Annotated in this window: 28 protein-coding genes and 2 pseudogenes; 9 read left to right on the top strand and 21 right to left on the bottom strand. The window is 43.2% G+C overall.

Annotation, left to right across the window (positions count from 1 at the left end; translation table 11 throughout):
• Nucleotides 1-427: 427 nt before the first annotated feature.
• The 18 genes and pseudogenes from AC19MX_RS19345 to AC19MX_RS19260 form a co-directional block, all read right to left on the bottom strand.
• The gene (locus AC19MX_RS19345) at nt 428-769 is read right to left on the bottom strand and encodes a type II toxin-antitoxin system HicB family antitoxin (protein ID WP_188741154.1); all 342 of its coding nucleotides are present in this window, start codon (nt 767-769) and stop codon (nt 428-430) included.
• Nucleotides 766-1,020, bottom strand: a complete 255-nt coding sequence (locus AC19MX_RS19340) for a type II toxin-antitoxin system HicA family toxin (RefSeq protein ID WP_188741155.1) — start codon at nt 1,018-1,020, stop codon at nt 766-768. The genes AC19MX_RS19345 and AC19MX_RS19340 overlap by 4 nt, the downstream gene beginning before the upstream one ends.
• A gap of 497 nt (nt 1,021-1,517) precedes the next feature.
• Complete coding sequence (locus AC19MX_RS19335; RefSeq protein ID WP_004394002.1) at nt 1,518-1,691, bottom strand: hypothetical protein; 174 nt, start codon at nt 1,689-1,691, stop codon at nt 1,518-1,520.
• A gap of 10 nt (nt 1,692-1,701) precedes the next feature.
• Entirely contained in the window at nt 1,702-1,872 is a 171-nt protein-coding gene (locus AC19MX_RS19330; protein WP_231893563.1) for a M48 metallopeptidase family protein, read from the bottom strand.
• A complete protein-coding gene (locus AC19MX_RS19325; RefSeq protein ID WP_432364102.1) occupies nt 1,868-2,074 on the bottom strand; it encodes a cytochrome c in 207 nt (68 codons plus the stop codon). The genes AC19MX_RS19330 and AC19MX_RS19325 overlap by 5 nt, the downstream gene beginning before the upstream one ends.
• A 4-nt stretch (nt 2,075-2,078) precedes the next feature.
• Nucleotides 2,079-3,794, bottom strand: a complete 1,716-nt coding sequence (locus AC19MX_RS19320) for an ATP-binding protein (RefSeq protein WP_498299538.1) — start codon at nt 3,792-3,794, stop codon at nt 2,079-2,081.
• 20 nt (nt 3,795-3,814) lie between these two features.
• Nucleotides 3,815-5,346, bottom strand: a protein-coding gene (locus AC19MX_RS19315; protein WP_498299537.1) for an IS3 family transposase whose coding sequence is annotated in 2 segments (ribosomal slippage) — nt 3,815-4,884 and nt 4,884-5,346 — 1,533 coding nt in all. Because the reading frame shifts where the segments join, the coding sequence is not laid out codon by codon here.
• Nucleotides 5,347-5,378: 32 nt separating this feature from the next.
• Nucleotides 5,379-6,062: an ATP-binding protein gene (locus tag AC19MX_RS19310; protein WP_498299536.1), complete on the bottom strand. Its 684-nt coding sequence runs from the start codon at nt 6,060-6,062 to the stop codon at nt 5,379-5,381.
• Nucleotides 6,063-6,448: 386 nt separating this feature from the next.
• Nucleotides 6,449-6,718 (bottom strand): annotated as a pseudogene (locus AC19MX_RS19305) (IS481 family transposase); the annotation flags it as partial.
• Between the two features lie 15 nt (nt 6,719-6,733).
• Nucleotides 6,734-7,273, bottom strand: coding sequence for a peptide-methionine (S)-S-oxide reductase (locus tag AC19MX_RS19300; RefSeq protein WP_041413416.1), 540 nt, complete (start codon nt 7,271-7,273; stop codon nt 6,734-6,736).
• A gap of 29 nt (nt 7,274-7,302) precedes the next feature.
• The gene (gene msrA / locus AC19MX_RS19295) at nt 7,303-7,803 is read right to left on the bottom strand and encodes a peptide-methionine (S)-S-oxide reductase MsrA (protein ID WP_011711652.1); all 501 of its coding nucleotides are present in this window, start codon (nt 7,801-7,803) and stop codon (nt 7,303-7,305) included.
• 2 nt (nt 7,804-7,805) lie between these two features.
• Entirely contained in the window at nt 7,806-8,252 is a 447-nt protein-coding gene (gene msrB / locus AC19MX_RS19290) for a peptide-methionine (R)-S-oxide reductase MsrB (protein WP_011711653.1), read from the bottom strand.
• 92 nt (nt 8,253-8,344) lie between these two features.
• Nucleotides 8,345-9,891, bottom strand: a protein-coding gene (locus tag AC19MX_RS19285) for an IS3 family transposase (RefSeq protein WP_243530850.1) whose coding sequence is annotated in 2 segments (ribosomal slippage) — nt 8,345-9,432 and nt 9,432-9,891 — 1,548 coding nt in all. Because the reading frame shifts where the segments join, the coding sequence is not laid out codon by codon here.
• A 238-nt stretch (nt 9,892-10,129) separates the two neighbouring features.
• The gene (locus AC19MX_RS19280) at nt 10,130-10,672 is read right to left on the bottom strand and encodes a YkgB family protein (protein WP_251702306.1); all 543 of its coding nucleotides are present in this window, start codon (nt 10,670-10,672) and stop codon (nt 10,130-10,132) included.
• A 110-nt stretch (nt 10,673-10,782) separates the two neighbouring features.
• Complete coding sequence (locus tag AC19MX_RS19275; RefSeq protein WP_210763726.1) at nt 10,783-11,337, bottom strand: carboxymuconolactone decarboxylase family protein; 555 nt, start codon at nt 11,335-11,337, stop codon at nt 10,783-10,785.
• Between the two features lie 9 nt (nt 11,338-11,346).
• Nucleotides 11,347-11,576: pseudogene (locus AC19MX_RS19270) on the bottom strand (IS3 family transposase); the annotation flags it as partial.
• Between the two features lie 494 nt (nt 11,577-12,070).
• A complete protein-coding gene (locus tag AC19MX_RS19265; protein WP_432339163.1) occupies nt 12,071-12,811 on the bottom strand; it encodes a hypothetical protein in 741 nt (246 codons plus the stop codon).
• Between the two features lie 2 nt (nt 12,812-12,813).
• The gene (locus AC19MX_RS19260; protein WP_432339164.1) at nt 12,814-13,749 is read right to left on the bottom strand and encodes an AraC family transcriptional regulator; all 936 of its coding nucleotides are present in this window, start codon (nt 13,747-13,749) and stop codon (nt 12,814-12,816) included.
• A 122-nt stretch (nt 13,750-13,871) separates the two neighbouring features.
• Here AC19MX_RS19260 and msrA (AC19MX_RS19255) point away from each other — a divergent pair, with 122 nt between their 5' ends.
• The 5 genes from msrA (AC19MX_RS19255) to AC19MX_RS19235 all read left to right on the top strand — a co-directional run bounded on the left by msrA (AC19MX_RS19255) (nt 13,872) and on the right by AC19MX_RS19235 (nt 16,264).
• Nucleotides 13,872-14,360 carry a peptide-methionine (S)-S-oxide reductase MsrA gene (gene msrA / locus AC19MX_RS19255; protein WP_069785042.1) on the top strand — a complete coding sequence of 163 codons (489 nt, stop codon included), beginning with the start codon at nt 13,872-13,874 and terminating at the stop codon, nt 14,358-14,360.
• A gap of 3 nt (nt 14,361-14,363) precedes the next feature.
• Nucleotides 14,364-14,624, top strand: a complete 261-nt coding sequence (locus tag AC19MX_RS19250; protein WP_005403706.1) for a glutaredoxin — start codon at nt 14,364-14,366, stop codon at nt 14,622-14,624.
• A gap of 31 nt (nt 14,625-14,655) precedes the next feature.
• A complete protein-coding gene (gene msrB / locus AC19MX_RS19245; RefSeq protein WP_005403705.1) occupies nt 14,656-15,096 on the top strand; it encodes a peptide-methionine (R)-S-oxide reductase MsrB in 441 nt (146 codons plus the stop codon).
• A 54-nt stretch (nt 15,097-15,150) separates the two neighbouring features.
• Nucleotides 15,151-15,396: a glutaredoxin family protein gene (locus tag AC19MX_RS19240; RefSeq protein ID WP_011711656.1), complete on the top strand. Its 246-nt coding sequence runs from the start codon at nt 15,151-15,153 to the stop codon at nt 15,394-15,396.
• Nucleotides 15,397-15,616: 220 nt separating this feature from the next.
• Nucleotides 15,617-16,264, top strand: coding sequence for a peptide-methionine (S)-S-oxide reductase MsrA (locus AC19MX_RS19235; protein WP_223846397.1), 648 nt, complete (start codon nt 15,617-15,619; stop codon nt 16,262-16,264).
• A 219-nt stretch (nt 16,265-16,483) separates the two neighbouring features.
• On the opposite strand, the gene AC19MX_RS19230 is transcribed toward AC19MX_RS19235, so the two are convergent.
• Complete coding sequence (locus tag AC19MX_RS19230) at nt 16,484-17,461, bottom strand: sensor domain-containing diguanylate cyclase (RefSeq protein WP_002119794.1); 978 nt, start codon at nt 17,459-17,461, stop codon at nt 16,484-16,486.
• A gap of 617 nt (nt 17,462-18,078) precedes the next feature.
• Entirely contained in the window at nt 18,079-19,365 is a 1,287-nt protein-coding gene (locus tag AC19MX_RS19225) for a GAF domain-containing protein (RefSeq protein ID WP_000257537.1), read from the bottom strand.
• Nucleotides 19,366-20,233: 868 nt separating this feature from the next.
• Between AC19MX_RS19225 and AC19MX_RS19220 the strand changes: the two genes are divergently transcribed.
• The 4 genes from AC19MX_RS19220 (at nt 20,234) to AC19MX_RS19205 (ending at nt 22,611) form a co-directional block, all read left to right on the top strand.
• Nucleotides 20,234-20,395, top strand: a complete 162-nt coding sequence (locus AC19MX_RS19220) for a peptide-methionine (S)-S-oxide reductase (protein ID WP_223290059.1) — start codon at nt 20,234-20,236, stop codon at nt 20,393-20,395.
• 58 nt (nt 20,396-20,453) lie between these two features.
• Complete coding sequence (locus tag AC19MX_RS19215) at nt 20,454-21,008, top strand: carboxymuconolactone decarboxylase family protein (protein WP_000088799.1); 555 nt, start codon at nt 20,454-20,456, stop codon at nt 21,006-21,008.
• 110 nt (nt 21,009-21,118) lie between these two features.
• On the top strand, nt 21,119-21,661 hold the full coding sequence (locus AC19MX_RS19210; RefSeq protein WP_001107536.1) for a YkgB family protein: 543 nt from the start codon (nt 21,119-21,121) through the stop codon (nt 21,659-21,661).
• Between the two features lie 239 nt (nt 21,662-21,900).
• Nucleotides 21,901-22,611 carry an IS5 family transposase gene (locus AC19MX_RS19205; RefSeq protein ID WP_228288498.1) on the top strand — a complete coding sequence of 237 codons (711 nt, stop codon included), beginning with the start codon at nt 21,901-21,903 and terminating at the stop codon, nt 22,609-22,611.
• A gap of 129 nt (nt 22,612-22,740) precedes the next feature.
• On the opposite strand, the gene AC19MX_RS19200 is transcribed toward AC19MX_RS19205, so the two are convergent.
• Entirely contained in the window at nt 22,741-23,325 is a 585-nt protein-coding gene (locus AC19MX_RS19200) for a TetR/AcrR family transcriptional regulator (RefSeq protein WP_117096826.1), read from the bottom strand.
• Nucleotides 23,326-23,368 lie beyond the last annotated feature (43 nt).

The raw sequence follows: 23,368 nt of genomic DNA, 5'->3' as shown, positions 1-23,368 counted from the left end.
CGGCTTGCTTGAGGATAGCCAAGATTTGGCTGTCGCTAAATTTTGATGTTTTCATGCAGAATCTCCCTGCGTATATAGTACGAGAAAATTCTACTTTTGAAATCAGCTTTTTTTAGGGGGGATTACCCTATGATGAAGGTAATGTGTTCGTTTAGCTTGGAAAATTAAGAAGAGGTTATTGCTTTTGTTGTAACGTCTCAAAAATATTAGTGGTGTGCTCGCACCTACTTGAAAAACACTAGGAAAGCATCTTCTCAACTAGCAATTTCTCTCCTGGTACGAGGTAATTCAATATTTCCATGCTCAACCTAAGTAAACTAACTTAACAGTTCAACCCCAGTATTTTTATTGAATTTGCTGTAAGGATGTGACATTAGCTGCTCGACCTTCGTCAAATGGAAGTTCTTCTGACATTCTAGTTTCCGTCCTACGCTGAATGTGCAATGTAGTCATTGACTGCATTTTCTACCGCAGCATTCAAACTAATGCTTTGCGATAGCGCTATTTCATTCAGTCGAGCGTGAACCTCTGGCGAGATCCGAACGTTGAATTTGCCAGAGAAGTTTTTATAAGGCTCAATGCCACGCTCCTGACACATCTCTAAAAAAACGCTTAATGACTTCGCGCCCTCGGCTTCCAATTGATTGATGCTTTCACCGTAGAAATCCGCGCCGCCGTTTAACCCAACGAACTCTCCACGGAATGTTTCAGCGTCTGGATCAAAATTAATAAAGGCTTTTACCCCGTTGATCATCATTAGATTTTTCATGCTTTTACCCCGTTTCTTTCTAACCATTTTTTGACGCTTACCACTGCGCCTTTGTCAGTTTCTTTATGAGGATGTGGGCGGTGATATACCTGAACTTCACCAAACAGCACCACACCAATTCGAGAACCCTCACGTTCCTCTATGTCTGCCCCTAGAGCAATAAACAGCGCTTCAATATCAGACCACTTGATAGAACCGCTGACAGGTCTAGCAAAAATAGCCGCTAACGTTCTTAAATGTTTTTTGTTCATAAAGCCTCATAATCCGTTAAATTCATAGTACCACTTTTTAGTATCTTTTCAATCGAATTTGATACTATTTTTTAGTACCATCATTAAAAGGCATTTGCAGCTATAGCCCCCATAGATACGGGGTCAGTTGTTAGCAGCTTTTGCGTGGTTTCGAGTGTGCGATTACCTAGCATGTGATGTATGTGGGCAACATCGTAGCCTTGGCGGTGAAGCTCTACAGCGAACACTCTGCGGCCAGATAACACACTTGGCGACTCGTGTACGACCATAATAAAGTTTGATAAAAATTATGGTTGTCATGAACGGTAATACCGCTATTGTTTGATAATTTATCTGAGGACGAATATCAGTTTCTGATAACTAAGTTTGATCATTTTCAAACTCACTTTTGGACATTTATTGGTTAGAGTAAAGATTCGATGCATCGAAACCTTCATGGAACAATGAAAATACTTATTCACCTTAAATGAATAGGCACTCGGATATAAATAATTTACCTAATCATCCACAACTTCAATCGTTACATGCTGAGCACCAAGGTAAGTACCTTCATCCACTTCATAGCGCAAGGTTTCATCACAGTGTGGGCAGTCAAAGGCTTCGTTTGGCTCGATGCACTCATCTTCGAGCCAATCCCAGCCAATATGCTTTTCACAAGTTGGGCATGTCATTCAACAATCCTTACTCATTCAAATACAGCTCCGCCATTCCATCTAAACGGGCTTTTACTGCTTTCCAATTAGGCATCACGCTTGTTAATAAGCGCCAGAATTTCTCACTGTGGTTGTGCTCAGCGATATGACAAAGCTCGTGCAGAATCACGTAATCAATACACTCTTTAGGCGCTTTAATTAGATGAATGCTCCACGAAAGGTTTACGGAAAGCTTGGTGGCAGCCCAAGCAGCTTTCCTGCACGTGGGCGAATGATTGGATCACCGCCTTGCCGTCGCTGCTCGCAGCAGCCAGCTTCATGGCCAGCGCCGCCTCGTGAGTCTGCGCGTCAAAGTTTCTGAACTTGGTCGCATCAGCGCCGAGGTAAGCAAGGGTGCGCATTTTTTCAGTAAGCGGTGGCTCGGGGTGTGCAGCAACTTTTGGGGCGAGCTGAACGACCTGAACCCATTCCTCCTGCGAAATCGCACCGGTTGCTTTCCTGACGCTTGTTTTCATCAATTTGAGTCAACAAATGCTGGATGGTTACTTCAAACTCTGCGGAAGTTATTGCCTCTCTTGAGGAATATTGGAGTCGCTGCTCATTACCCATTAAACGCATGTCAGACGCTGTTGACGCCGTTTCTGAATCAAAAGCACTCAAGGCACGTTCAGCCTCTTTTAAAGCTTTGGATGCAGCATCAAGGCGGTTCTCTTGCTCTGTTTTAAACTCAGACTCAAGTTTATCGCGTTCTAATTTAAGCTGTCGGCTCATTTCCCATAAAGCATCCTGCCGACTTTCACAAGTCCCAAGCTCTGACTTGAACTTGTGACTTTGTGAAGTTGCCAAAGAAATCTCGCTTTCGCATGATTTAATCTCTTCAAGCAACACGTCTTTATCGCGAAGAAGCAACATGAGTCTTTGATCAAGCAGTTCGTTCGGCTGTGCGTACTCTGGCAGATCTAAATTCTCTATCTCAAGAGTAATCCCGAAGACTGTCCGTGTTGCGTCTGTGTCAACGACAACAGGATTGAGCTTCGAATTGTTTAATGCTTCTGCACTAAGCAATTTACCGAAAGTCTTGCGCCAGTCTGGAATATTGTCAGCCAGGTAAGCACGCAAACTGTTTTTGTTCGGGCTAAGTAAATTGCGTACATCTTCTATTTGGGTCTCACAAGAGTCGAGTTTTTTACCAAGCCCCAATCTGTGTAATTCATAACTTTGCCGTTTAGTGAGGATGTCATCAAACGCGTTCTGAGTTTGCTTATGCTTGATCTTAAGCTCGTTAATCTCTTCGTCGATCGCGTTACGGTGTTCTTGCAGTTTCAATAAGGCAAGATTTTCTTCTTGCGTGATATACCGTGCCTTCTCTTCCGCTCTGACGGCTTGATTGATGGCAGATACATGGACATCGCGTTTTTCGCTTCGCTTTGACTCATATTGCTTAATAGCGTCAGTGGTTTCCCGTTCAATCCTCATGACACCATCATTGACTTGTTTTTGATGGGCCGCTTTTTCAGATTTGACTGCATCTATTTTGACAGACAACGTCTCTCGACGTTGGGATGCTTGCGCCGAAACTTTTGCGGATTGTGCTTGATAGGCGTTGGATTCCTCCTTGACGGAGTCCAACAACATCACATGATGCTTGACGGCGTCTTGAGCTATCACCTCAAGGTTGTGCAGCTCGTTATATGCCGCTATCTTTTGAACCAAATCGAGTTCGTCATACTCGTCTCGTTTTGCATAAAGGTGTTCAATAACCCTTTCCAAATGCTTGAAGGAGTCATTCAGATCATTCACTTTACCTTGCGTTTCACTAATTTTGGCATCGAACGTTTTCTGCGTGATTCTGATCTGGTCACGCAACTCGGTTAATAAACTCCTTGCCCTTTCTTGTTCACTACTGAGCACTAATTTGTGCTCATCCAACTGCTTGGTATGACTCAATAGTAATGACCATACAGATTTGATGTCGCCATAGGCCTGAATAGCAGACTCGAACTCACTCTGATGCGACATCATTCGCTCAAGCGCACTGAGAGCATCAATCGTCAACGTATCATTGTCGTTATATGGCGCTTTCCCGACATCTAGCTGACTGTCAATAACGGCGTTTTTCAAGGTAGTTGTCGCCTAAGCTGTTAAGCTGCTTCTTTTTTGTTCTCTGGGTTTAACTCCACCTCACCGATTTCATCCCAGTTTCTGGTGCCATTTGACCAGCGGTTAGGGGTAATTTTTTGCGATTTTTTGTATAACTCACGGCGTTTTGCCAATATCGCTTTATCTTCACCATGATGACGTTGTGCCGGTGTCACGAATTTGATACGACTATGTCTGTGCTCATTGTTGTACCAATTCGCGAAGTCTTTCACCCAAGTTCTTGCATCTTCAAGGCTTTTAAAGCCTTCACTTGGCCAGCGGTGGCTGTATTTGACCGTGCGAAACAGTGATTCCGAGTACGGATTATCATTGCTGACACCTGGACGACTACGAGAGCCTATTACTCCCATTTCAAGCATCTTGGACTGCATCGTTAAGCATTTCATCGGACTGCCGTTATCTGAGTGCAATACCACGTTTTGTTTAACGCATTTCTCAGCCCAGAGAGTTCGCTCAAGTAACTTTGCAGCATAGTCACCTGATTCACTATCATGAACTTCCCAACCCACAATTTTACGGCTGAAAATGTCGATTATCATGTAAAGGTAGAAAAACCGTCCAATCACTGTTGAAGGACAGTAGCTGATATCCCAGGTCCACACTTGGTTTGGTCCTGTCGCTGTGTACCCCTTAGGCTTAGCTCGGCTACCTTTAGGTTTTTCTTTTCCTCTATGAGTGAGTTGGTTGTTGGCCTTCAGCACACGATAAAAGCTTGATTCAGATGCGATATATTGCCCATTATCTGCCAGCATTGGTACTATCTGGCTTGGCCCTAAATTAGCGTATTCTTCTTGATTGCTGATAGCTAATATGGCTTGCTGTTCTTCCTCTGTTAGCTTATTTTGGGGCTGGGGTCTATCCGCTATAGGCCTTTTATCACCGATGATTTCACCTTGCTCCTGCCAACGCTGTAACGTCCGTATAGACAAACCAATTTCTTCACAGGCTTTCTCCTTTCTTGCGCCTGAGGTAACGGCATTATCAATCAAGGATGTGTAATGCAGCCTATCTGAGAGTGAGGTTAACTGTCCTCGTCTTCCCCCCAGTAGGCATTTAACTTTTTTCTTAACACCAATAATGCCGCAGTTTCTGCTAGGGCTGCATCCTTACGTTTTAACTCTTTTTCTAGCTCTTTAATTCGCTTACGGTCGGCTTTTCGCTCTTGGGCTAATTGCTTACGCTGCTGGGCTTGTGTTTGATTGCCTGCAATACAGCTTTGCTTCCATTCTTTAACTTGTTCAGGGTAAAGCCCTTTTTCACGGCAATACTCACTTAACTCAATTTCGCTTAATGCTGACGTTTCTAAAACAATTGAGAACTTTTGCTCTGGTGACCAACCATCTAAATTATTACTCTCTGCCAAACTAGAACCTACTTTTAAATACTTATCTCGCCATGAATACAAAGTAGATAAGTTGATACTTTCTAGCTTTGCGAATTGGCCTAATGATAAGCCACTTTCAAGGAGCTTTCTAATGACGGCTTGCTTATGCTCTTCTGGATAATGCTTCATTCATAACAAACTTACCGCTCCCTGTTTTATTTTTATGAAAAACTGAGGCGACAACTATCCTGACACAGGGGGATAAAGCAATCTGCAACCATGTCTTTTAACCCTTCCATCAATTTTGTTTTTTTGTGCATGACGGACGTTAAGCGTTCAATGTGCCTCATTGATTTCCCTGGACGGCACAGAGAGAATTTATCAGCAATATCCTTGAGTCCTGACTGTCGAGCTTTAATCGGGGATAGGTGCGACAAGTTGTGCTGGATAATTGCGCAGTAATCCTTGATGGTTTTGATCTGCCGGGACACTTCTGTTATCTGAGCGATGTCTTCCGAGAGCCAGCAATCAATATTTTCCGCATTATTCAGCTTCATTTTGCTCTGTTCTGTAAATAAAGTGGAATCGGCGTCCCCTTTGACAAACCTGTAATGCAACGTGTTGTTATGTCTGTAAAGCACGACACAGGAGATCTGATCTTGTCGTTGATATTCAAAAATGACAAAACTACGTGCTTTAGAAAGATAGAAATCCAGAAAGGTTTTAGGCTTTTCTCTGACCATATACTGAGGGTCAATCCCATAAAAAACAGGAACCAGAACAAGAGATGAGGTTTTTCCTGCTCCGTTTGTCCCTGAGATGTTGCTATGACCCGTCAAGGATATTTCCGTCAATGAAGGAAACGCGCTCTGGTTGGTGATGATCCGCAGTAGTGCACTTTTCATAAAAATCGCCTGCAAAATATACATTAAATCAATATATATCAGATCAGTGCATATTGGTAGTGTCAAGGTTAAATAATAGGCAATTTTGTACTAGGTAGCGTTTTAATTTGATTATGGACTTTATGCTATACCGATAAATACACAGGAAATTTTTTTCACAAAAGTGTATGAATGTTGATAGAAGCAACAAGCTACCATCGAAGGGCGTTTCCAAAGATATTGGTATAACAGAGCATCGAACAGACTCAGTTGGAAAGGATCTCGCGTAGAAGCTCTATCATCTTCACGGATAACTCGCGTTTCCAACGATAAATTAGTTTGGGATTATGTAGGGTAACGTTGTTGTATCGTTATGTGATTTTACTCACTTAGCGCGGTGTACAGAACTACTGGATCAGATCAGTTTCAACTGACGTTCTGCCGTTGCACATTTTGCCCTGATGAGTTCGTTCATTGTTGTAAGACAGCCACTCATCCTGATCATTTTGCCGCGTCTCCAGCGTTTGATTAACTTGTTGCGAAAAGCCACCTGATAAAACTCGTTCAGGATCGCCTTATCAAACTGCTCGCAGATCCCATTCGTTTGCGGTGACATCGTTTTAGTTTTCGTGTGATCGATGCCACTACTAGAGTTGGTAATCATGACGCTCGAACTTGCAGAGTAGCACAGCCTATATCGATGTTAACTCTACACCTGACTCTGTCAATTTATGTGTATCAACATAGTGGCTGAAACGTGCTAATAAGAAGGTGAGTTTTGGATGAATGTACCTTTGACAAAATGGTCTGTTGGGTGCTGTATAAAAGTAGTCGATAAGCTCAGTTTTATTCGCTTTAAAATCCTTAAAAAAATAAACCTGAGTAATGACTGGCTGCTCAAAATCAGCTCTACAGGCATCTAATATGTTTACAGCCTGGTTATACTGAACCTCATCATAAGCGTATATCGCTGAACGATATTTACCACGCATTGAGTGGTTTGATGTGCTCGCGTGAGTATGTAAATGGATTTCGATCAAGGTTGATAAAGAAATAACAGTCGGATCAAAAACCACTTCAATGGCTTCGCTGAACTGAGCGTTGTCACCAATTGAGGCGATCCAACCTTGATTGACAGTAGCAATGCCAATAAGTGATGAAAATACGCCTTCGGTGCACCAGTGACAACCACCGCCTAAGCCGATTGTATTAAGGGTGGTTGTCGTATGCAAATTGCAAGTCTGTGTGGGCTGCTGCAAACTCATTGAGATGAGGGCAACTTCCAGTCTGGTCTGGGGAAGTGGCAGGTATAGCCATTTGGTCGGAGTTCCAAATAGTCCTGATGCATAGCCTCCGCTTCCCAAAAATCACTTGCAGGTTCGACTTCAGTCACTACTTTTCCAGGCCATAATCCCGAAGCATCCACGTCAGCAATGGTTTTTACTGCCTCAGCATGCTGTGCCTCAGAGGTATAATAAATGGCTGAGCGATAAGATGTGCCCTTGTCATTACCTTGTCTATTTACTGTACTAGGGTCATGAATCTGAAAGAAAAACTCTAAAATTTGTCGATAGCTGGTGATTTCATTATCGAACATTATTTCAATGCCTTCAGCATGGTTACCATGATTGCGGTAGGTAGCATTAGCCACTTCACCACCGGTATAACCTACTCGGGTTGAAGTGATACCGGGACGTTTGCGGATAAGATCCTGCATGCCCCAAAAGCAGCCACCGGCTAATACTGCGCGTTCAATTGCCATAATTAAATGTCCTCTACTTGGTCTAAATACTCTGCGTAACCTTTACTTGCCATTTCTTCCCTAGGAATAAAACGTAATGACGCTGAGTTAATACAATAACGTAGGCCACCCTGGTCTTTGGGACCGTCTGAAAATACATGGCCTAAGTGACTGTCGCCATGAGTTGAGCGCACTTCTGTGCGGGTCATGCCGTGCGACCTATCAGTGATTTCAATTACGTTGACAGAGTCTATCGCTTTGGTAAAGCTCGGCCAACCACACCCTGATTCATACTTGGCAGAAGACGCAAATAAAGGCTCACCTGACACGATATCCACGTAAATGCCGGGCTTGGTGTTCTTTAGCAATTCACCAGTCCCTGGACGCTCTGTACCATTTTCTTGCGTCACCCGATACTGCTCCTTAGTCAGAGCAGAAATCGCATTCATAGATTTTTGATAGGTATTCATAAATGTCCTCTTATAGAGTAGAGCCATGTGCCTTTCAGATTATAAGAGACCTTCCGGAGTTTTTCAAGTTAGTTGTCGCATCAAATTAAATTTTATGCCGCCCGCATTGCTTCTTTTTTCTCTGGATTTAAATTTACTTCATTGATCATTGTCCAATCTCTAGATTTTCCTGACCAACGAATTGGATTTTGCAATTTCGCTATTTCATTTACTCGGTGACGGTTCGCTAGTATCGCTTTATCTAATCCTAAATGACGCTGGTTTGGCGTGACAAATTTAATACCGCTGTGCAAGTGCTCATCGTTGTACCAATCAACAAATCCGTTAACCCACTTCCTTGCACTACCGATGCTTTCAAAGGCTTTTTCAGGGTATTCTGGGCGATACTTTAACGTCTTAAATAGCGATTCAGAATAAGGATTATCATTACTCACTGACGGTCGGCTAAATGAAGGCACAATACCTAACTCCTGCAATGTTGCCAATAACGTTGCCCCTTTCATTGGACTGCCATTATCCGAGTGCAACGTGACTTGATCTGGCTTTACCTGCTCTCGCCTGCAAATATCTACCATTAAATCAGCCGCCAGTGTGCTTAGCTGTGTGTCATGAACCTGCCAACCAACTATTTTTCGACTATAAATATCCATCACTAAATATAAGTATAAAAACTGACCTTTAACCGCTGTTGGCAAATATGTGATATCCCATGTATAAATTTCGTTTACACGTGTTGCCTTGAGCGCTTTTGGCTTTTTTATCTTTTTATTTGGTTTAACTTTTTCTCTGTGTGTTAATAATTTATGTGATTTCATAACACGATAAAACGAGCTTTCTGATGCTATCCACACACCTTTATCTAATAGTTTAGGGACTATCTTGCTGGGTGGTAAATGTCCATATTCTATTGAATTTACTGTCTTAATAATACGCTGTTGCTCTAATTCAGTTAGCCTGTTAGGTGGTCGCTTTATCGTACTCGTTCGCTTATCTGTCATATCATCAGCTTCAATCCAGCGTTGAATTGTTCTTGCCGTTAGACCAAGTAACTCACATGCTTTTGCTTGCCTTGCCCCTGATTTCTGCGCGTCGGTAATGAGCTTTATCAGTTCATGACGTTCAGTTGAGCTGGTTAATCGTCCTCGTTGAAACCCCAAAGCGCATCTGCTTTTTTTTTGAGTACAAGTAAGGCAGCTGTTTCTGCTAACGCTTTGTCTTTACGATTAAGCTCTTTTTGAAGTTGCTTAATTTCTTGTTTGAGCTGTTTACTGTCTGATTTTACGGGCTTCGTTGAAGGCCCTTTAGCAAAATCTTGCTTCCACTGTTTAATATGATGCGGGTAAAGCCCCTTAGCACGGCAATATTCATTAAGAGCTGCTTCACCTAAACTCGCACATTCAATAATGGCATTAAGCCTTTCTTCTAAGCTCCAGTCATGAGGGCGTTTTTCTGTTGTCATGTGACTACCATTATTTTTAGTTTCAAGTTCATGTTTTTTAGCAAGCGTAATCCATCGTTGCAAGGTTGAATAACCGATGCCTAAATCAAACGCAATATCTTCTAGGCGAACATCATCACATTGAGATAATGCTTTTTCAACAGCTTGAACTTTAAATTCTTGTGTAAATCGACGACTCATTTTATTGCCTCTATTAAAAGTTAGAGGCGACAACTATCCTGACACAGGGGGCCTTCTGTTTACAGAATTTATTTCACTTAGGCCGTTAACCCGAAAAAATGATCTGATCCAGTAGTTCTGTACACCGCGCTAAGTGAGTAAAATCACATAACGAGGTGCCTATGACAGCTAAAAAGAACTGCAAGACCTATACCGCAGAATTTAAGGCCCTCTAACTTATAGTTGTTTCGGATGCGGCTTATTTGTTTTTGTGCTCCAGTGCTGTAAGTGATGTGCCTACGATAAATATAGACACGACAAACAAGCCTAAATCTTTTAGCAAAAACTGGCCAGGAACCACAGAGATCGCAGGAAACCCAAGAGATGCCTCAAAAACACCGGGTGTAGTCAGCATGAACGACAATGTCGTAAAAAAGAGTCCGGTTGAAAGTACACCGCCCAAGATTGCGAGCTTAGGGGAGAAAACTCGTGCAGCGATTAACAGGCCAACTGAAATTTCAAGCACACCCAGAAAATTTGAGAATCCTTGAATGCTGAGGAAACTATACATCCATGAAAGCAGAGGGCTATTACTAACAAAACCATGTATACCGTTTGCTTCGTAGCTAGTGAATTTCATACCACCAAACCACAAATATATTATCGTCATGGCAACGTAGATGCCACCTATACCAAACTTAGTGACTTTTGCACCGAGATTATTACTAAGGATATTGGTAGTCTGGACACCATTTTCAATTTCGGAGGTAACCATTTTATATCTCCAATTATTTTTAGCCATGTGGACTCACTCTATGTAGCTCACTAAAATGATATGACTCTTGAGAAAAACTATATGTTTACTCGGGTCGAACCTAACTTAGGTAATTGCTGTAGTTGAGCACCAATGGATTAGACATCAATGCCTAGTGGTTGAACGGCGGGGAAGTCGACCTCGGTCTGTGTCACTTCGTTAACGTAGTTAGTGAAAGTGTTCAGAGCAACAGCCAACAGAATATCCACTACATGTGCATCACTGTAGCCAGCGTTCAGCACCGCTTGGACCTGGTCATTGCTGACTTGCCCGCGCTGGCGGACTACGGCGGCAGCAAAACGCACGGCTGCGTCGGCCTTAGGGTCATTTGATGCACCGCTGCGGTTGGCAGTGAGTTCAGCATCATCAAGCTTGGCCACCTTACGGCCTAGGAAGGAATGGGCAGCAAGGCAATAATCGCAGCCGTTGATCTCAGCGACGGCTAGGGCAATACGCTCAAGAGTCGCTGTACCCAAGCCGCCCTGTGCTGATGCTGCGCTCAATTGCAGGTAGCCAGTCAGCGCAGCAGGGCTGTTGGCAACGACGCGGAACATGTTAGGAACGCGGCCCAGTTGTTTTTCCACAGCCTTGAGTGAGGTATGGGTAGAAGTAGGCGCGGCGTCGATTGTGGTAGGGGTGTTCAAACGTGACATAAATTTCTCCTAGTGATTTGAAAGACAGTACGCTGTATGTAGTGGTGAACTAATTTTGGCCACTTCGTTGTAGCCAAGCCAATATCTGCGCTCGGATTCATTCGGATCCAAACCACCGTTATAGTGATGTGACCTGAGCTGGCTGTAATAGCCAGCATGTAATCCAGTATTTCCCGCTCTGCTTCAGCAAAAGAACTATAGACTATCGTTGGCACACAGTCCGTTTTTAATCTTCTGAAGGTGTAGTGGTCGTTTAGGCATGATTGACGATCTAACGCTCCAGAACCAAATCAGGGATCTGGCTTTAGCGAGTCGGAGCGAACCGACCGATGGTTGGCGTACCGAAGAGCTTGACCCTAAGTTGTGGAACGGTTGGCGTAAAATGATTCAGGGGGACCGGCTAGAAATCGCTGAATACGATCTGACGGCTAAGGTTAGCCAAGGGGACTCTCCTAGTGACAAGCCCGGAGTGGTTGAAGGTCTAAAACAAAGAATAAGGGCTTACAACTTTAGTAAACAAAGGACGTCATCAATAGCAGTGATATAAAAAGTTATCTTTGCCGCCCCGATAAGGCTTTACGGGGCGACTAAGTCTCACCCAACCGACAATTCCGATAGTTTCAGAATAAGCTTTGAGTTTTCTAAGATTGGAATTACTACACCACAGCACGTACTCGAGATACTACAAATAGCTTTTTGGTAGGACCGATACCGAATAAATATCCATAATACATCAGGAGAAACTTTTCTTAATTTCCTGTAGCCGGTCATAAATCAGAGGTGGATAGTTTGCATGATATTCACCGCACTCTGGGCAAGTTTCTTGCTTTAGGTGCGCTTGATTGTCGAGATCTTGGTAAGGAAAAACGCTGAAGAGAAGTTCGTGCTGCATTAGTGTTTTATAAAAATTCTTGTGATAAGGTGCAATTTCGCTGTCTTTAATTTTGTCGAAATATAGGTCAACGCTGTTCAAAATACTCATGATTTCTTTAACCCCGTCAAACATTAAAATGTCGTCATCTTTGTGAATATCAACGTTCAACCCCTCTAGGTCCTCAATGAAACATTTAATCGCTCGCCTAGAATGCAGAAGGATATTTTGCGACTTGCCATCAACGGTCTTTTCCTGATCATAGCTAAAATTTTTAATGTTTCTTTCCACGAACATATAAAGTTCGTGAAGCTGATTCAACTCATGCCTCAATTGCTCCTTAGTGTACTCCTTTTCGATTTGCTGCTGGAGAAAGCCATTAGCGTCAATCTGGGCTTTCAGCGCTAGAAAGAGGACCACTGAACCCAAAATTTGTACGAATGGGCTTGAAATACCTCCCAAAGCATCACCTATTTCGCCATACCCTTTCAAATATTGCAGCGGAAGAAGAGGTGCAAACAAAGGGATAAGCAGGCAAGCCGCACCACCAATGACTATGACCCAGAAAGCTATTTTGGTAACAGGAGAGTTATAGATATTCATTTTTACACCTTTTCAGAATTTTCTTTTCTGTACGCGCTAGGAGTTTTGCCAATTTTTTTCTTAAACAACTTTTGAAAGTGTTCATGTGCCGGATACCCAATGGCTTCACTCACTTCGGGAACAGACTTACCGGATTCTTTAAGCAGCTGCTTTGCTTTTTCAAGCCGACAATAGGTTAAATAATCAAGAGGTGTCATGCCTGACAGCTCCTTAAATTTGACGCTGTAGTTCGTACGCGACATCCCCGCAATCCCGGCGAGATCGTCAAGACCCCATTTTTTATCGAGACTATGATGAATAGCTTCCAAGGTTTTGCTGAGTTGCGGATTTTCGATCAGTTTGAAGAATCCAGCATTTTTATTGGATTTGTACATGTGGATTCTTAACGCTTGCACGAAGATAATTTCGGTCAGCTTTCTGACTAACGTGTTGCTTCCAGGAAGCCCTGATTTTGCTTCCTGCTCTATGATACTTAATAGCATGGCAAGCCAAGGTGAGTGGGAGTTCTCAGCACTCTTGATATGAACAATGTTTGGCAGTGAATTTAAGAATGGATGATCGGGTCCGCCGTTAAAACAAAAATGACCGCAAACGACATTTGCTTTTGGTTTGCTCTGATCGCCGTACTCAAGAACTTGAGTTTCGGTGAGGTTGGCCTTGGATCTAAATTTGACCGCCGGCTCGGCCTTAATCTTTGGCGCACTGGTCATGGTGTGCTCCATCCCTTTGAATAAGATCAAAATATCCCCCAGCTCCGCCAAGGCCTTAAGTTTAAGTTTTGGCACCTCGTACCAAAACTCGCCATGAGTGACGATATGAAATCTGGCTAGATTCTCTTCCTGTGGAAGATTAATACCCCAGTCTCCCGCAAATGAGGTTCTATACCAGTAGCTGCTAGTAAGCTCTACCTTATCTAAAATTTCACTGAGAACATCCATATATAGCTCCTACGTAAACTGTCCAATAGGTCATGTTATACGAACTATTGAACATATTATATCTATTTTACATGCTGTAAAGTCAGTCTAATCAGTAAGTGGATGAAAACTAAGGAGGCTTTATGAAACTAGATTATGTGATCGTTGCCGGAGGGTGTTTTTGGGGTCTCGAAGACCTCCTTAGGAGTCTGGACGGTGTGACGTCAACGAAGGTGGGCTACTCTGGCGGAGATTTTGATGATCCTACCTACGCCGATATTATAACAGGGAAAACGGGGCACGCCGAAGCGGTTCGCGTGGAATACGACCAAGACGAAATATCTCTCGAAGAGATTCTACATTACTTTTTCAAAATCCATGATCCGACTACGAAGAATCGCCAAGGAAATGATGTTGGCACTTCGTATCGCTCGGCAGCGTTCTATCGTGACGATGCACAGAAAGCGATTATCGAAAACGTGATTGATGAGGTCAATGAGATCGGTCGCTTCGAGAATGAAGTGGTCACGACCGTCACCCTGGAAAAAGAATTCTACGACGCTGAGGCATATCACCAAAACTATTTGCAGAGGAATCCCAGCGGATACTCTTGCCATTTTGAAAGAGACTAAATCATGAACCAAATGAACGAGGAAAAAATGAAAGCACTTAAGAATGTTGTTATTTATACGAAAGACCATTGTCCATTTTGCGCACGCGTGAAGAATTACCTAACTGCTGAAAAGGTCGATTTCAAACAAATTCGCGTAGACGACGATCCGAAGACTTACCTGGAGTTGAAGGAAAGAACAAATCTCCAAACTGTACCGCAAGTTTTTGTGGATGGAGAATTCATTGGTAGTGCTACAGACTTCTTCTCGTGGATTGATAGCTAAAGAGTGAACCCTAAAATAAAGGAGCAAATATATGTTCAATTGGAAAAGCATTTACAACTACCTGGATAACGGCACTCCCGCGCCTCCCAAAAAAGTAGAAAAGAGCGAGGAAGAGTGGAAAGAAATTCTGACGCCAGCGCAATTTCGGGTCATGCGGATGAAAGGCACCGAACGCGCGCACACCGGAGAACTCTGTTCATTTTATGAAGCTGGAAGGTACGCCTGTGTGGGCTGCGACACCGAACTCTTTGACTCGAACCTAAAGTTCGATTCGGGAACGGGATGGCCGAGTTTTTCTGAGCCAGTCGCAGACAACGTAATTCAATATGAACTGGATACGACCTTCGGGCGCAGAATCGAAGTGCTATGCAATGTGTGCGAAGCCCATCTGGGGCACGCTTTTCCAGACGGTCCTGAGCCATCAGGGGTCCGATTCTGTATTAACTCGGAGTCATTGAAGTTTGTAGAATAATTTTTAAATCGAGGGGGTTTATGAAAGTGAACCTTTTGAAAAAAGGAGCCGTTCGTGTTGATTAAGCTGTTCGGTCATAAAGACTGCCATAAAACCAAGATTTACCATTCGTACTTGCAAGAAAAAGGGAGCCAGTTTGTTTTTTTGGATGTTCATGAAGACGACGCGGCTGCTGATGAACTGTGCTCCCTCTATTCGAACGGAAAGCTGAATTTCCCGACAATAGTGGTTGGGACAAAGAAGCTGAGAAACCCCAAGTTCAAGGACCTTGACAGGTGGTTGGAAGCTTCAATGAAATAATGAGTTTTTTAGAATTATTAATAACTTAATAAGCAGTAAGATCAATGGTTACAGCAATTTTCCGCAGTTGTGTTACCAAGAAACATGCTGCGGAGTTTTAGCAAAGATACTTCATCAAGCTGGTGTTGGAAAACGTGGTCTTATCGTCGTTTGCACGGCGTGAGGAATGGGAGTGGCTTCAATTTTTGAAAGTTAGGTGAAAAATATGTCGGATCTAAAAATGAATAAAGAAGACGGTGTTGAAAGCTATGAATTTGCAACCCCTGAAGCAATCGAAGAAGCATTGAAAATCGGGAAGCTTAGTCAAACGGTTTTCGGCATGGGTTGCTTTTGGGGACCGGATTCTAATTTTGGAGGGACGCAGGGAGTAGTGCAAACACGTGTTGGCTACGCTGGAGCATCAACTCTGGATCCGAGTTACCGCAACATCAACGGACACGCCGAAGTCGTCAGAGTGATCTACGATAAAGACCAAATCAGCTACAGGGAACTTCTTGGAAGTTTTGAATCATGGTCTGTTCATGGTAGAAAGCAGGGCCAGTATCGCCAGATACTTTTTGTTTTTGATCTGGAGCAAAAACAAGTAGCTGAAGAACTGATTCAAGCGATTGGAAAGGAGAAATCTCCCGAGGTGATTGAGGCCGGAGAACAAAATGGTTATTTTTGGCCCGCCGAAGATTACCATCAAAAGCATCGTCTTCGCAGAAACAAACAGCTTGTAAGTCTTGCAGAAGTAGATTTCGGTCCTCGCTGGGATGAACATCTGTATTTTACTAAATTAAATAGTACCGATAGAAAAGGCTTCAGTCTCTCAAGCTGGCTAAAAAAGTTGTCTCCGGAAATGCAGAAAGCTTACCGAATCGGTTAATCTGAAATTGCAGCTGGCTAAAGAACTCTATTTTCTATATGTAAAGAATGTGACGATCTCCTTCACATGGAGTCCAAGAGAGCATAAAAAATCTGTGTAAGTCGCATTACCCATGTATTTGAAAGGAATAAATAATGCCAATATCAGACCAGCTTATCGACCGAAGCAAGACCTCAGTTTTTATGAGGTCTTGAGATCAGCGCAGCATGAACAGATCTCTTACAGTGTGGCGAACACACTGGTTTGATTGCGGCCTTGGGTTTTAGCTTTGTATAACATCTGATCGGCGACTTCGAGCAACTGCTTTTTGTCGTCAAATAAATCAGCGCTGGCCAAACCTATGCTGACCGTTAATTGTCGTAATAACCACTCATGGTTAGCCACTACCAGCCTTAACTTTTCCAGTGTTTTATTTGCGGACGCTGTGTCTGTGCCTGGCAGGATCAGCACAAACTCTTCACCACCATAACGGGCGAAAAAGTCATAGTTCCTGCTATGGCGCTGAAACAGAGCCGCGACTTGACTCAGTGCCTCATCTCCTGCGGCATGACCATAGCTGTCGTTAAAACTCTTAAAGTGATCAATATCAATCAATGCCAGTACAAAAGATTGTCCTGTTCTTTGCCAGCGAGCAAATTCAGCTTCAAACTTGAGGTCAAAAGCTCTTCTGTTGTTCACCCCTGTCAGCGCATCCGTCATGCTGGTATTATGTAATTGTTCGCCGACTTTTTTCAGCTCCAGTATGGCGATCACTTGTCTGGACAGAGCCTGCAAAGAGCTTATCTGCCGCTGGTTCAGCTGCTTAGGAACATGATCATAGACACAAATAGTACCAATCACTGCACCTTCGGGATCAATCAGCGGCGAGCCAGCATAAAATCGGTAGCCAGGTCCTGAAATCACCATAGCATTGGTACTGAATCTGTGATCTAAAGTAGCGTCAGGGACCACCATTACCGCATCAGGTGTTTCCATTGCATACACGCAAAAGGACTCTTTAATTAATACAGAGGTACGCGAAATACCAACTTTTGCAATTAGATTCAGCTTTGTGTCATCGGTTCGCGTCACCATAGCCACTGGTGCATCACAGATATAACACGCCAGTTCAGTGATATCCCGCAGGTTCTGATCTGCTTCAGCAGGTGCTTTTAGTGTGGTTTCTGCACTAGCTGTTTGAGCTAAACTAAAGGTCATGTACTTCTCCGTTTTTCTACTGCATTTTTCAAAGATCCTGCATAGAAAAATGAATTAAATCGTTGATTTAACTCTAGCATAGATCTGTCAGACTTGAAGTTATCTCTGTAGCAATGGTATTGTTTTGTACAATATTCGCCTGCTTGATTTGAGTTTTAGCTGTATTTATAAACTTTTGGCTTTTCCGGTCGCAGGCTCTATAATTTGCTCGTTTAAATCCAACTCTTCGTCTAACGTCATCTATTTAGTGTGCATGCGGCCTCCGGAGCATTTTCCGTGGCTTATTTTACCGAAGCATCGGGATTGCTAAATAGAGCTGAACGCTGTAATGCGCTTTCGAACTGAGCTTTCCGTAACTTCGGCATTAGTTCATGTACCTTGCTTACTGGATGTTGGTTGACGCGCAGCAGCACGTCCGTCAGATAATCGTAAACGTTAATAGCAGTGTTGACCTTGCTTTGAATGACGCCAACATGCTTAGCACCAAGCTCCGTTCAGCAGAATCACAGCCAGTTTTTCAGTTATCCCAAGTGTCACTCTCAGATTAAAGGCCGCCATACCGGATGTAGTGCCAACAAGAAAACTAAAACACAACTTCGCTGATCATCGCTGAGTGTTTATAAATCGTCTCCCATCACCGGTATCGATAAGCAGATAAGCCTGGTTATGCCATTAGCAGTTCTTGAAGCATTCCTGCTTTCAATGTCGTCAACGTGATCACGATTTGAGTTGAGATAACGACTCTGTTGCTGAAGACTCTCAGTTAATTGCCACTCACCAGATTCAAGAACAGCACCCGCTAACTCGGCACATACTGTTGCAAAACCATAAAGCGCTTGATTATCGCGGGTAAAACGCAGCGGCATCGTCTGGCCTTTTACAAGAAGGGACCATTCCAAAACTCTGTACTTACCTTTTAATCGGTTACTGACAAAAATAGTTATACTTGTACCGCTGGCGCCAACAACTAAAAAGCTCGTGATAGCTAGTCCTATCAGAGACCATAACTCTGGTTTCCCACTTAGTAACAGTGGATTAGGCAAATGACTCCTCAAAACGAGATCAGCACCAAGGGTCAGCGCTGTTTTATACACTGCTTGTTCTAATAATGGAGTTGCATTGACCAGTGACGCAACAGCATCACAACTATAAGGTTCTAGAACTGCCGTAGCTCTCAACCATTCTGTTTCATGGGCAATCGCCAACAAATTTGACCAAATTCGAACCAGTGCCGCTATATGAATGGAGTTTTCATCAGTCAGGACGGTTTGATTAAGCTGCTTATCCAGTTCCTGATGCCAGTATTGGTATTGGCTTGTCAAAAGTACAAACAACTCAGATTGAAGCAACTTATTATTAGTTACCGGTCTTATCCTATTTGACATCTCATTGAATAGTTGTATAAATTTTTTGTCTGCTTGTTGCTCACGCTTTAGCAGATCTTGCTGTTGTTGAAGCATCTGTAAATCGTATTCAATGGCCTGCTTAAAAAGTGTGAGTAAGGAACAGTGTTGTGATGCCCGATCTGGGCTTGAAAAGTCCAACATACACAAAGTACCGAAAGTTTTTCCGCTAGGCCAAAGCAATGGCAGGCCATAGTAATAACTAAAGCCTGCTGCAAATGTTGGGTTATTGTTTTCATATCGGGTACCGATTGCATTTTCAACTAGTAATGGCTGGTTACTGGAAATGACTTGGGAACAATAAGTGTTAAGTGCCAATGGAACAGGTTCACCGCAATAAAAAGTTGGTACTGACACACTGCCAACAGCCTGACAAATTTCGTTTTTATCTAATCGATTAATCAGCACACAAGGCACTTCCGCGACTTGAGCCATCGAGTTTACAATGCCTTGCCAGCGCTCTAGGAGCAGAGCGGTTTCTATGCTCAAATCTACTGCCATTTGTTCCCTCAGTATTTAAATAGTCCCCTTTTGCATCATTCGATCTTGTTTATCTCAGAGTATCAAACAGGAAACAAAGTGATTGATGTCAATCAGGGAATTAGCAGCATTGATGCATTAAGCGGCGCACATACACTCTAAGTAAAGTGCTTAAGTCTGATTATGGCAAGAAATTGTTACTTTGTCAGGGATAGTCAACACTTTATTAGCGAGAGACTTGCTTGGCTGACATTTAAGACAAATCGCGAGATTCCAAATCTGCCACCAACAGTCGGAACTGAGTAACTCACTTGAGCTTTAAAAAGTAAAACATTGAAATATTTATGGTATTTATACATCCTACCTAGCTCACAGCAGAGTTTAGCATCGTGCATTAATATGACCTTACACTAAAAATACGTACTAGTTGACGTCTATCAAACTCGTTTACGAGATAGTGTAGTGGTCGACAAATTTTGGCCACATCGTTATTGCCTAATAACCGATGCTCTCTTTAAATGCGAAATGAGTAGTGCACGCATTTTTAGCCTTTTGGCAAAACGTTGATGTCTCGAAATTTTCAAGCGCTGTGCCTTGTTTATTTTCAGAAACGTCTGCTTTCAGTGAGTTCCTGATGCTCGGGCGCTCTAAATTATGGGTATAGACAATCTGATTTGCCCTATATTTGCAGTTTTTCGTGAACCCTTAATTTCACAACTCTTTTAATCTGATATCCAAAGTCTGCATCCATACATAGCCCCTACGTAAACTGTCTAATAAGTCACATTATACGAACTATTGAGCATGTTATATCTATTTTACATGCTGTAAATTCAGTTCCATTAGTAAATAGATAAAAACCAAGGAGGCTTTATGAAAAATAAATAATGTGATCGTTGCCGGAGGGTGTTTTTGGAGTCTCGAAGACCTCCTTAGAAATCAGGACGGCGTGACGTCAACGAAGGTGTGTAGTGGCACTGAAATGGCGACTGCGCAAGACGTGAAGATGAGCTGTCTGATAGCAACGGATTATCAAGCAGAACCTTCTTAAATACAATTTATTCCACGCCAATACAGCGTGCTGTCTTTCAAATCACTAGGAGAAATTTATGTCACGTTTGAACACCCCTACCACAATCGACGCCGCGCCTACTGCTACCCATACCTCACTCAAGGCTGTGGAAAAACAACTGGGCCGCGTTCCTAACATGTTCCGCGTCGTTGCCAACAGCCCTGCTGCGCTGACTGGCTACCTGCAATTGAGCGCAGCATCAGCACAGGGCGGCTTGGGTACAGCGACTCTTGAGCGTATTGCCCTAGCCGTCGCTGAGATCAACGGCTGCGATTATTGCCTTGCTGCCCATTCCTTCCTAGGCCGTAAGGTGGCCAAGCTTGATGATGCTGAACTCACTGCCAACCGCAGCGGTGCATCAAATGACCCTAAGGCCGACGCAGCCGTGCGTTTTGCTGCCGCCGTAGTCCGCCAGCGCGGGCAAGTCAGCAATGACCAGGTCCAAGCGGTGCTGAACGCTGGCTACAGTGATGCACATGTAGTGGATATTCTGTTGGCTGTTGCCCTGAACACTTTCACTAACTACGTTAACGAAGTGACACAGACCGAGGTCGACTTCCCGGCCGTTCAACCACTAGGCATTGATGTCTAATCCATTGGTGCTCAACTACAGCAATTACCTAAGTTAGGTTCGACTCGAGTAAACATATAGTTTTTCTCAAGAGTCATATCATTTTAGTGGGCTACATAGAGTGAGTCCACATGGCTAAAAATAATTGGAGATATAAGATGACTATTCCCGAAATTGAAAATGGTGTCCAGACTACCAATACCCTTAGTAATAATCTCGGTGCAAAAATCACTAAGTTTGGTATAGGTGGCATCTACGTTGCCATGACGATAATATATTTGTGGTTTGGTGGCATGAAATTCACTAGCTACGAAGCAAACGGTATACATGGTTTTGTTAGTAATAGCCCTCTGCTTTCGTGGATGTATAGCTTCCTCAGCATTCAAGGATTCTCAAATTTTCTGGGTGTGCTTGAAATTTCAGTTGGCCTGTTAATCGCTGCACGAGTTTTCTCCCCTAAGCTCGCAATCTTGGGCGGTGTACTTTCAACCGGACTCTTTTTTACGACATTGTCGTTCATGCTGACTACACCCGGTGTTTTTGAGGCATCTCTTGGGTTTCCTGCGATCTCTGTGGTTCCTGGCCAGTTTTTGCTAAAAGATTTAGGCTTGTTTGTCGTGTCTATATTTATCGTAGGTACATCACTTACAGCACTGGAGCACAAAAACAAATAAGCCTCACCCGAAACAACTATAAGTTAGATGGCTCCTAAACACATTAGAGAGCCTTTATTTTTATCTTTTAAGTGCTTCAAGTACGTGCCTTACTAGAGGCTGTTGATCTTTGAGTGAAAAATGAACGGCATAGCAACAAGGTATAATGGTTTCGCCAAAAATCAAAAATACCACCGAGAACGGACGTTGCTATGCCAAGGACAATGCTAACAGATAACGCCTAGGAAGCCCTAAAGCAAATACTTAAAGAGACAGGGCGTGTTTACAATAAATATGAACACCGAAATACACTGGAAGGCATACTTTATCGTATGCGCACAGGCATTCAGTGGCGAGATTTGCCTGAAAGATTCGGTCGTTGGAACTCTGTATTTAAGCGCTTTAACCTTTGGTCAAAGAAAGGTGTGTTACAAAAATGGTTTCAAAGCATATCGTCCGATAATGATCCAGAATGGTTGTTTATTGATGGAAGTATTGTCAAAGCGCATCAAGACAGTAGCGGAGCCGCAAGCAGTTCAGATGAAGCGATAGGAAAAAGTCGGGGTGGGAGTTCTACAAAAATTCATCTCGCTGTAGATAGCGGTGGGCTTCCCGTTTATTTTGAAATATCGGGTGGTCAGATAAATGACATTGTCCATGCTCAGAGCTTAGTATCCGCGGCCCCAAAGTCATGTAGTGTTACGGCCGATAAGGGCTATGACAGTGATAACTTCAGAGCATTTATTAAGGCAAATGGCAGCATTGCCAATATTCCAAGAAAAGAGAACAGTAAAACAGGGAATGGTCACATGGATTGGTGCCTTTATAAGTATCGGCACTTAGTTGAGAACGCTTTTTTAAGGATAAAGAGATACAGAGGTATCGCTACACGGTACGACAAACTGGCCAGAAACTACGCCAGCAATGTAGCGTTGGCATTTGTGATTATGTGGCTGCCGATGCATTTCTGAGCAAAATATGTTCAAAGATCAACACGCTCTAGCACATATTTAAAGCTGATAATGACTATTTGATTGATAGGCATGATTTATTTAGATCAACATACACTTTTAGCAGCAGGTCTAATCGTAGCATTGGTATTAGTTTGAAGGCCAAGAATCTATAGCCTGCGTCGCTACTGCTTCGAGTTTTTCCTTGCTAAAGCCTGCTTTCGCTTGTACGGCCATTCCGTGCAAAACTGCACACACATAAGAAGCCAAAGCAGAACAATCTGCTGATGCAGGTAAATCCCCATCGTCTCTAGCTCGTTCTAAGCGCTCCCTAAGAATGCTCTCACCCTTTGCTCTGGCTTCCACAACAGCAAGTCGAACTGGCTCAGAACTGTCAGAAACAGCTAATGCGCCTTGAATTCCCAGGCAGCCTCTGCGATCAGGATTACGTGTATTTACCTCTATAGATTTAAACAGAATGTCCTTAACTACTTCTTTAGAGGTAGGCAATTCTAATGCCGCAGGGAAGAACGCCAAATAGTGATCATAGTAGCGCTCAAGTGCTTGTTTAAAAAGCGACTCCTTATTTCCAAATGCCGAATACAGTCCAGGCCTTTCCACACCTGTAGCACTGGTTAAATCAGCATATGATGCTCCCTCGTACCCTTTCTGCCAAAACACATCCAGCGCGGCATCCAAAACCTCTTGTACATCAAATTCCCGGTGACGACCCATAACACTCTCCTTAATTCATTAATGACCATTGTAAAAACGTTAA

It is taken from the genome of Shewanella sp. MF05956 (assembly GCF_059758055.1).
Note: the sequence above shows the minus strand (reverse complement) of the source record. Positions and strands in the feature narration are given on the sequence as shown.

Excerpts from the sequence above, each read along its gene's own strand:
- msrA (WP_069785042.1), top strand. The coding sequence starts at position 13,872 with ATGAAACTAGATTATGTGATCGTTGCCGGAGGGTGTTTTTGGGGTCTC.
- msrB (WP_005403705.1), top strand. The coding sequence starts at position 14,656 with ATGTTCAATTGGAAAAGCATTTACAACTACCTGGATAACGGCACTCCC.
- msrA (WP_011711652.1), bottom strand. The coding sequence starts at position 7,803 with ATGGCAATTGAACGCGCAGTATTAGCCGGTGGCTGCTTTTGGGGCATG.
- AC19MX_RS19215 (WP_000088799.1), top strand. The coding sequence starts at position 20,454 with ATGTCACGTTTGAACACCCCTACCACAATCGACGCCGCGCCTACTGCT.
- AC19MX_RS19230 (WP_002119794.1), bottom strand. The coding sequence starts at position 17,461 with ATGACCTTTAGTTTAGCTCAAACAGCTAGTGCAGAAACCACACTAAAA.
- AC19MX_RS19260 (WP_432339164.1), bottom strand. The coding sequence starts at position 13,749 with ATGGATGTTCTCAGTGAAATTTTAGATAAGGTAGAGCTTACTAGCAGC.
- msrB (WP_011711653.1), bottom strand. The coding sequence starts at position 8,252 with ATGAATACCTATCAAAAATCTATGAATGCGATTTCTGCTCTGACTAAG.
- AC19MX_RS19250 (WP_005403706.1), top strand. The coding sequence starts at position 14,364 with ATGAACCAAATGAACGAGGAAAAAATGAAAGCACTTAAGAATGTTGTT.
- AC19MX_RS19275 (WP_210763726.1), bottom strand. The coding sequence starts at position 11,337 with ATGTCACGTTTGAACACCCCTACCACAATCGACGCCGCGCCTACTTCT.
- AC19MX_RS19310 (WP_498299536.1), bottom strand. The coding sequence starts at position 6,062 with ATGAAAAGTGCACTACTGCGGATCATCACCAACCAGAGCGCGTTTCCT.
- AC19MX_RS19325 (WP_432364102.1), bottom strand. The coding sequence starts at position 2,074 with ATGCGCACCCTTGCTTACCTCGGCGCTGATGCGACCAAGTTCAGAAAC.
- AC19MX_RS19225 (WP_000257537.1), bottom strand. The coding sequence starts at position 19,365 with ATGGCAGTAGATTTGAGCATAGAAACCGCTCTGCTCCTAGAGCGCTGG.
- AC19MX_RS19210 (WP_001107536.1), top strand. The coding sequence starts at position 21,119 with ATGGCTAAAAATAATTGGAGATATAAGATGACTATTCCCGAAATTGAA.
- AC19MX_RS19280 (WP_251702306.1), bottom strand. The coding sequence starts at position 10,672 with ATGGCTAAAAATAATTGGAGATATAAAATGGTTACCTCCGAAATTGAA.
- AC19MX_RS19345 (WP_188741154.1), bottom strand. The coding sequence starts at position 769 with ATGAAAAATCTAATGATGATCAACGGGGTAAAAGCCTTTATTAATTTT.
- AC19MX_RS19200 (WP_117096826.1), bottom strand. The coding sequence starts at position 23,325 with ATGGGTCGTCACCGGGAATTTGATGTACAAGAGGTTTTGGATGCCGCG.
- AC19MX_RS19335 (WP_004394002.1), bottom strand. The coding sequence starts at position 1,691 with ATGACATGCCCAACTTGTGAAAAGCATATTGGCTGGGATTGGCTCGAA.
- AC19MX_RS19265 (WP_432339163.1), bottom strand. The coding sequence starts at position 12,811 with ATGAATATCTATAACTCTCCTGTTACCAAAATAGCTTTCTGGGTCATA.
- AC19MX_RS19340 (WP_188741155.1), bottom strand. The coding sequence starts at position 1,020 with ATGAACAAAAAACATTTAAGAACGTTAGCGGCTATTTTTGCTAGACCT.
- AC19MX_RS19235 (WP_223846397.1), top strand. The coding sequence starts at position 15,617 with ATGAATAAAGAAGACGGTGTTGAAAGCTATGAATTTGCAACCCCTGAA.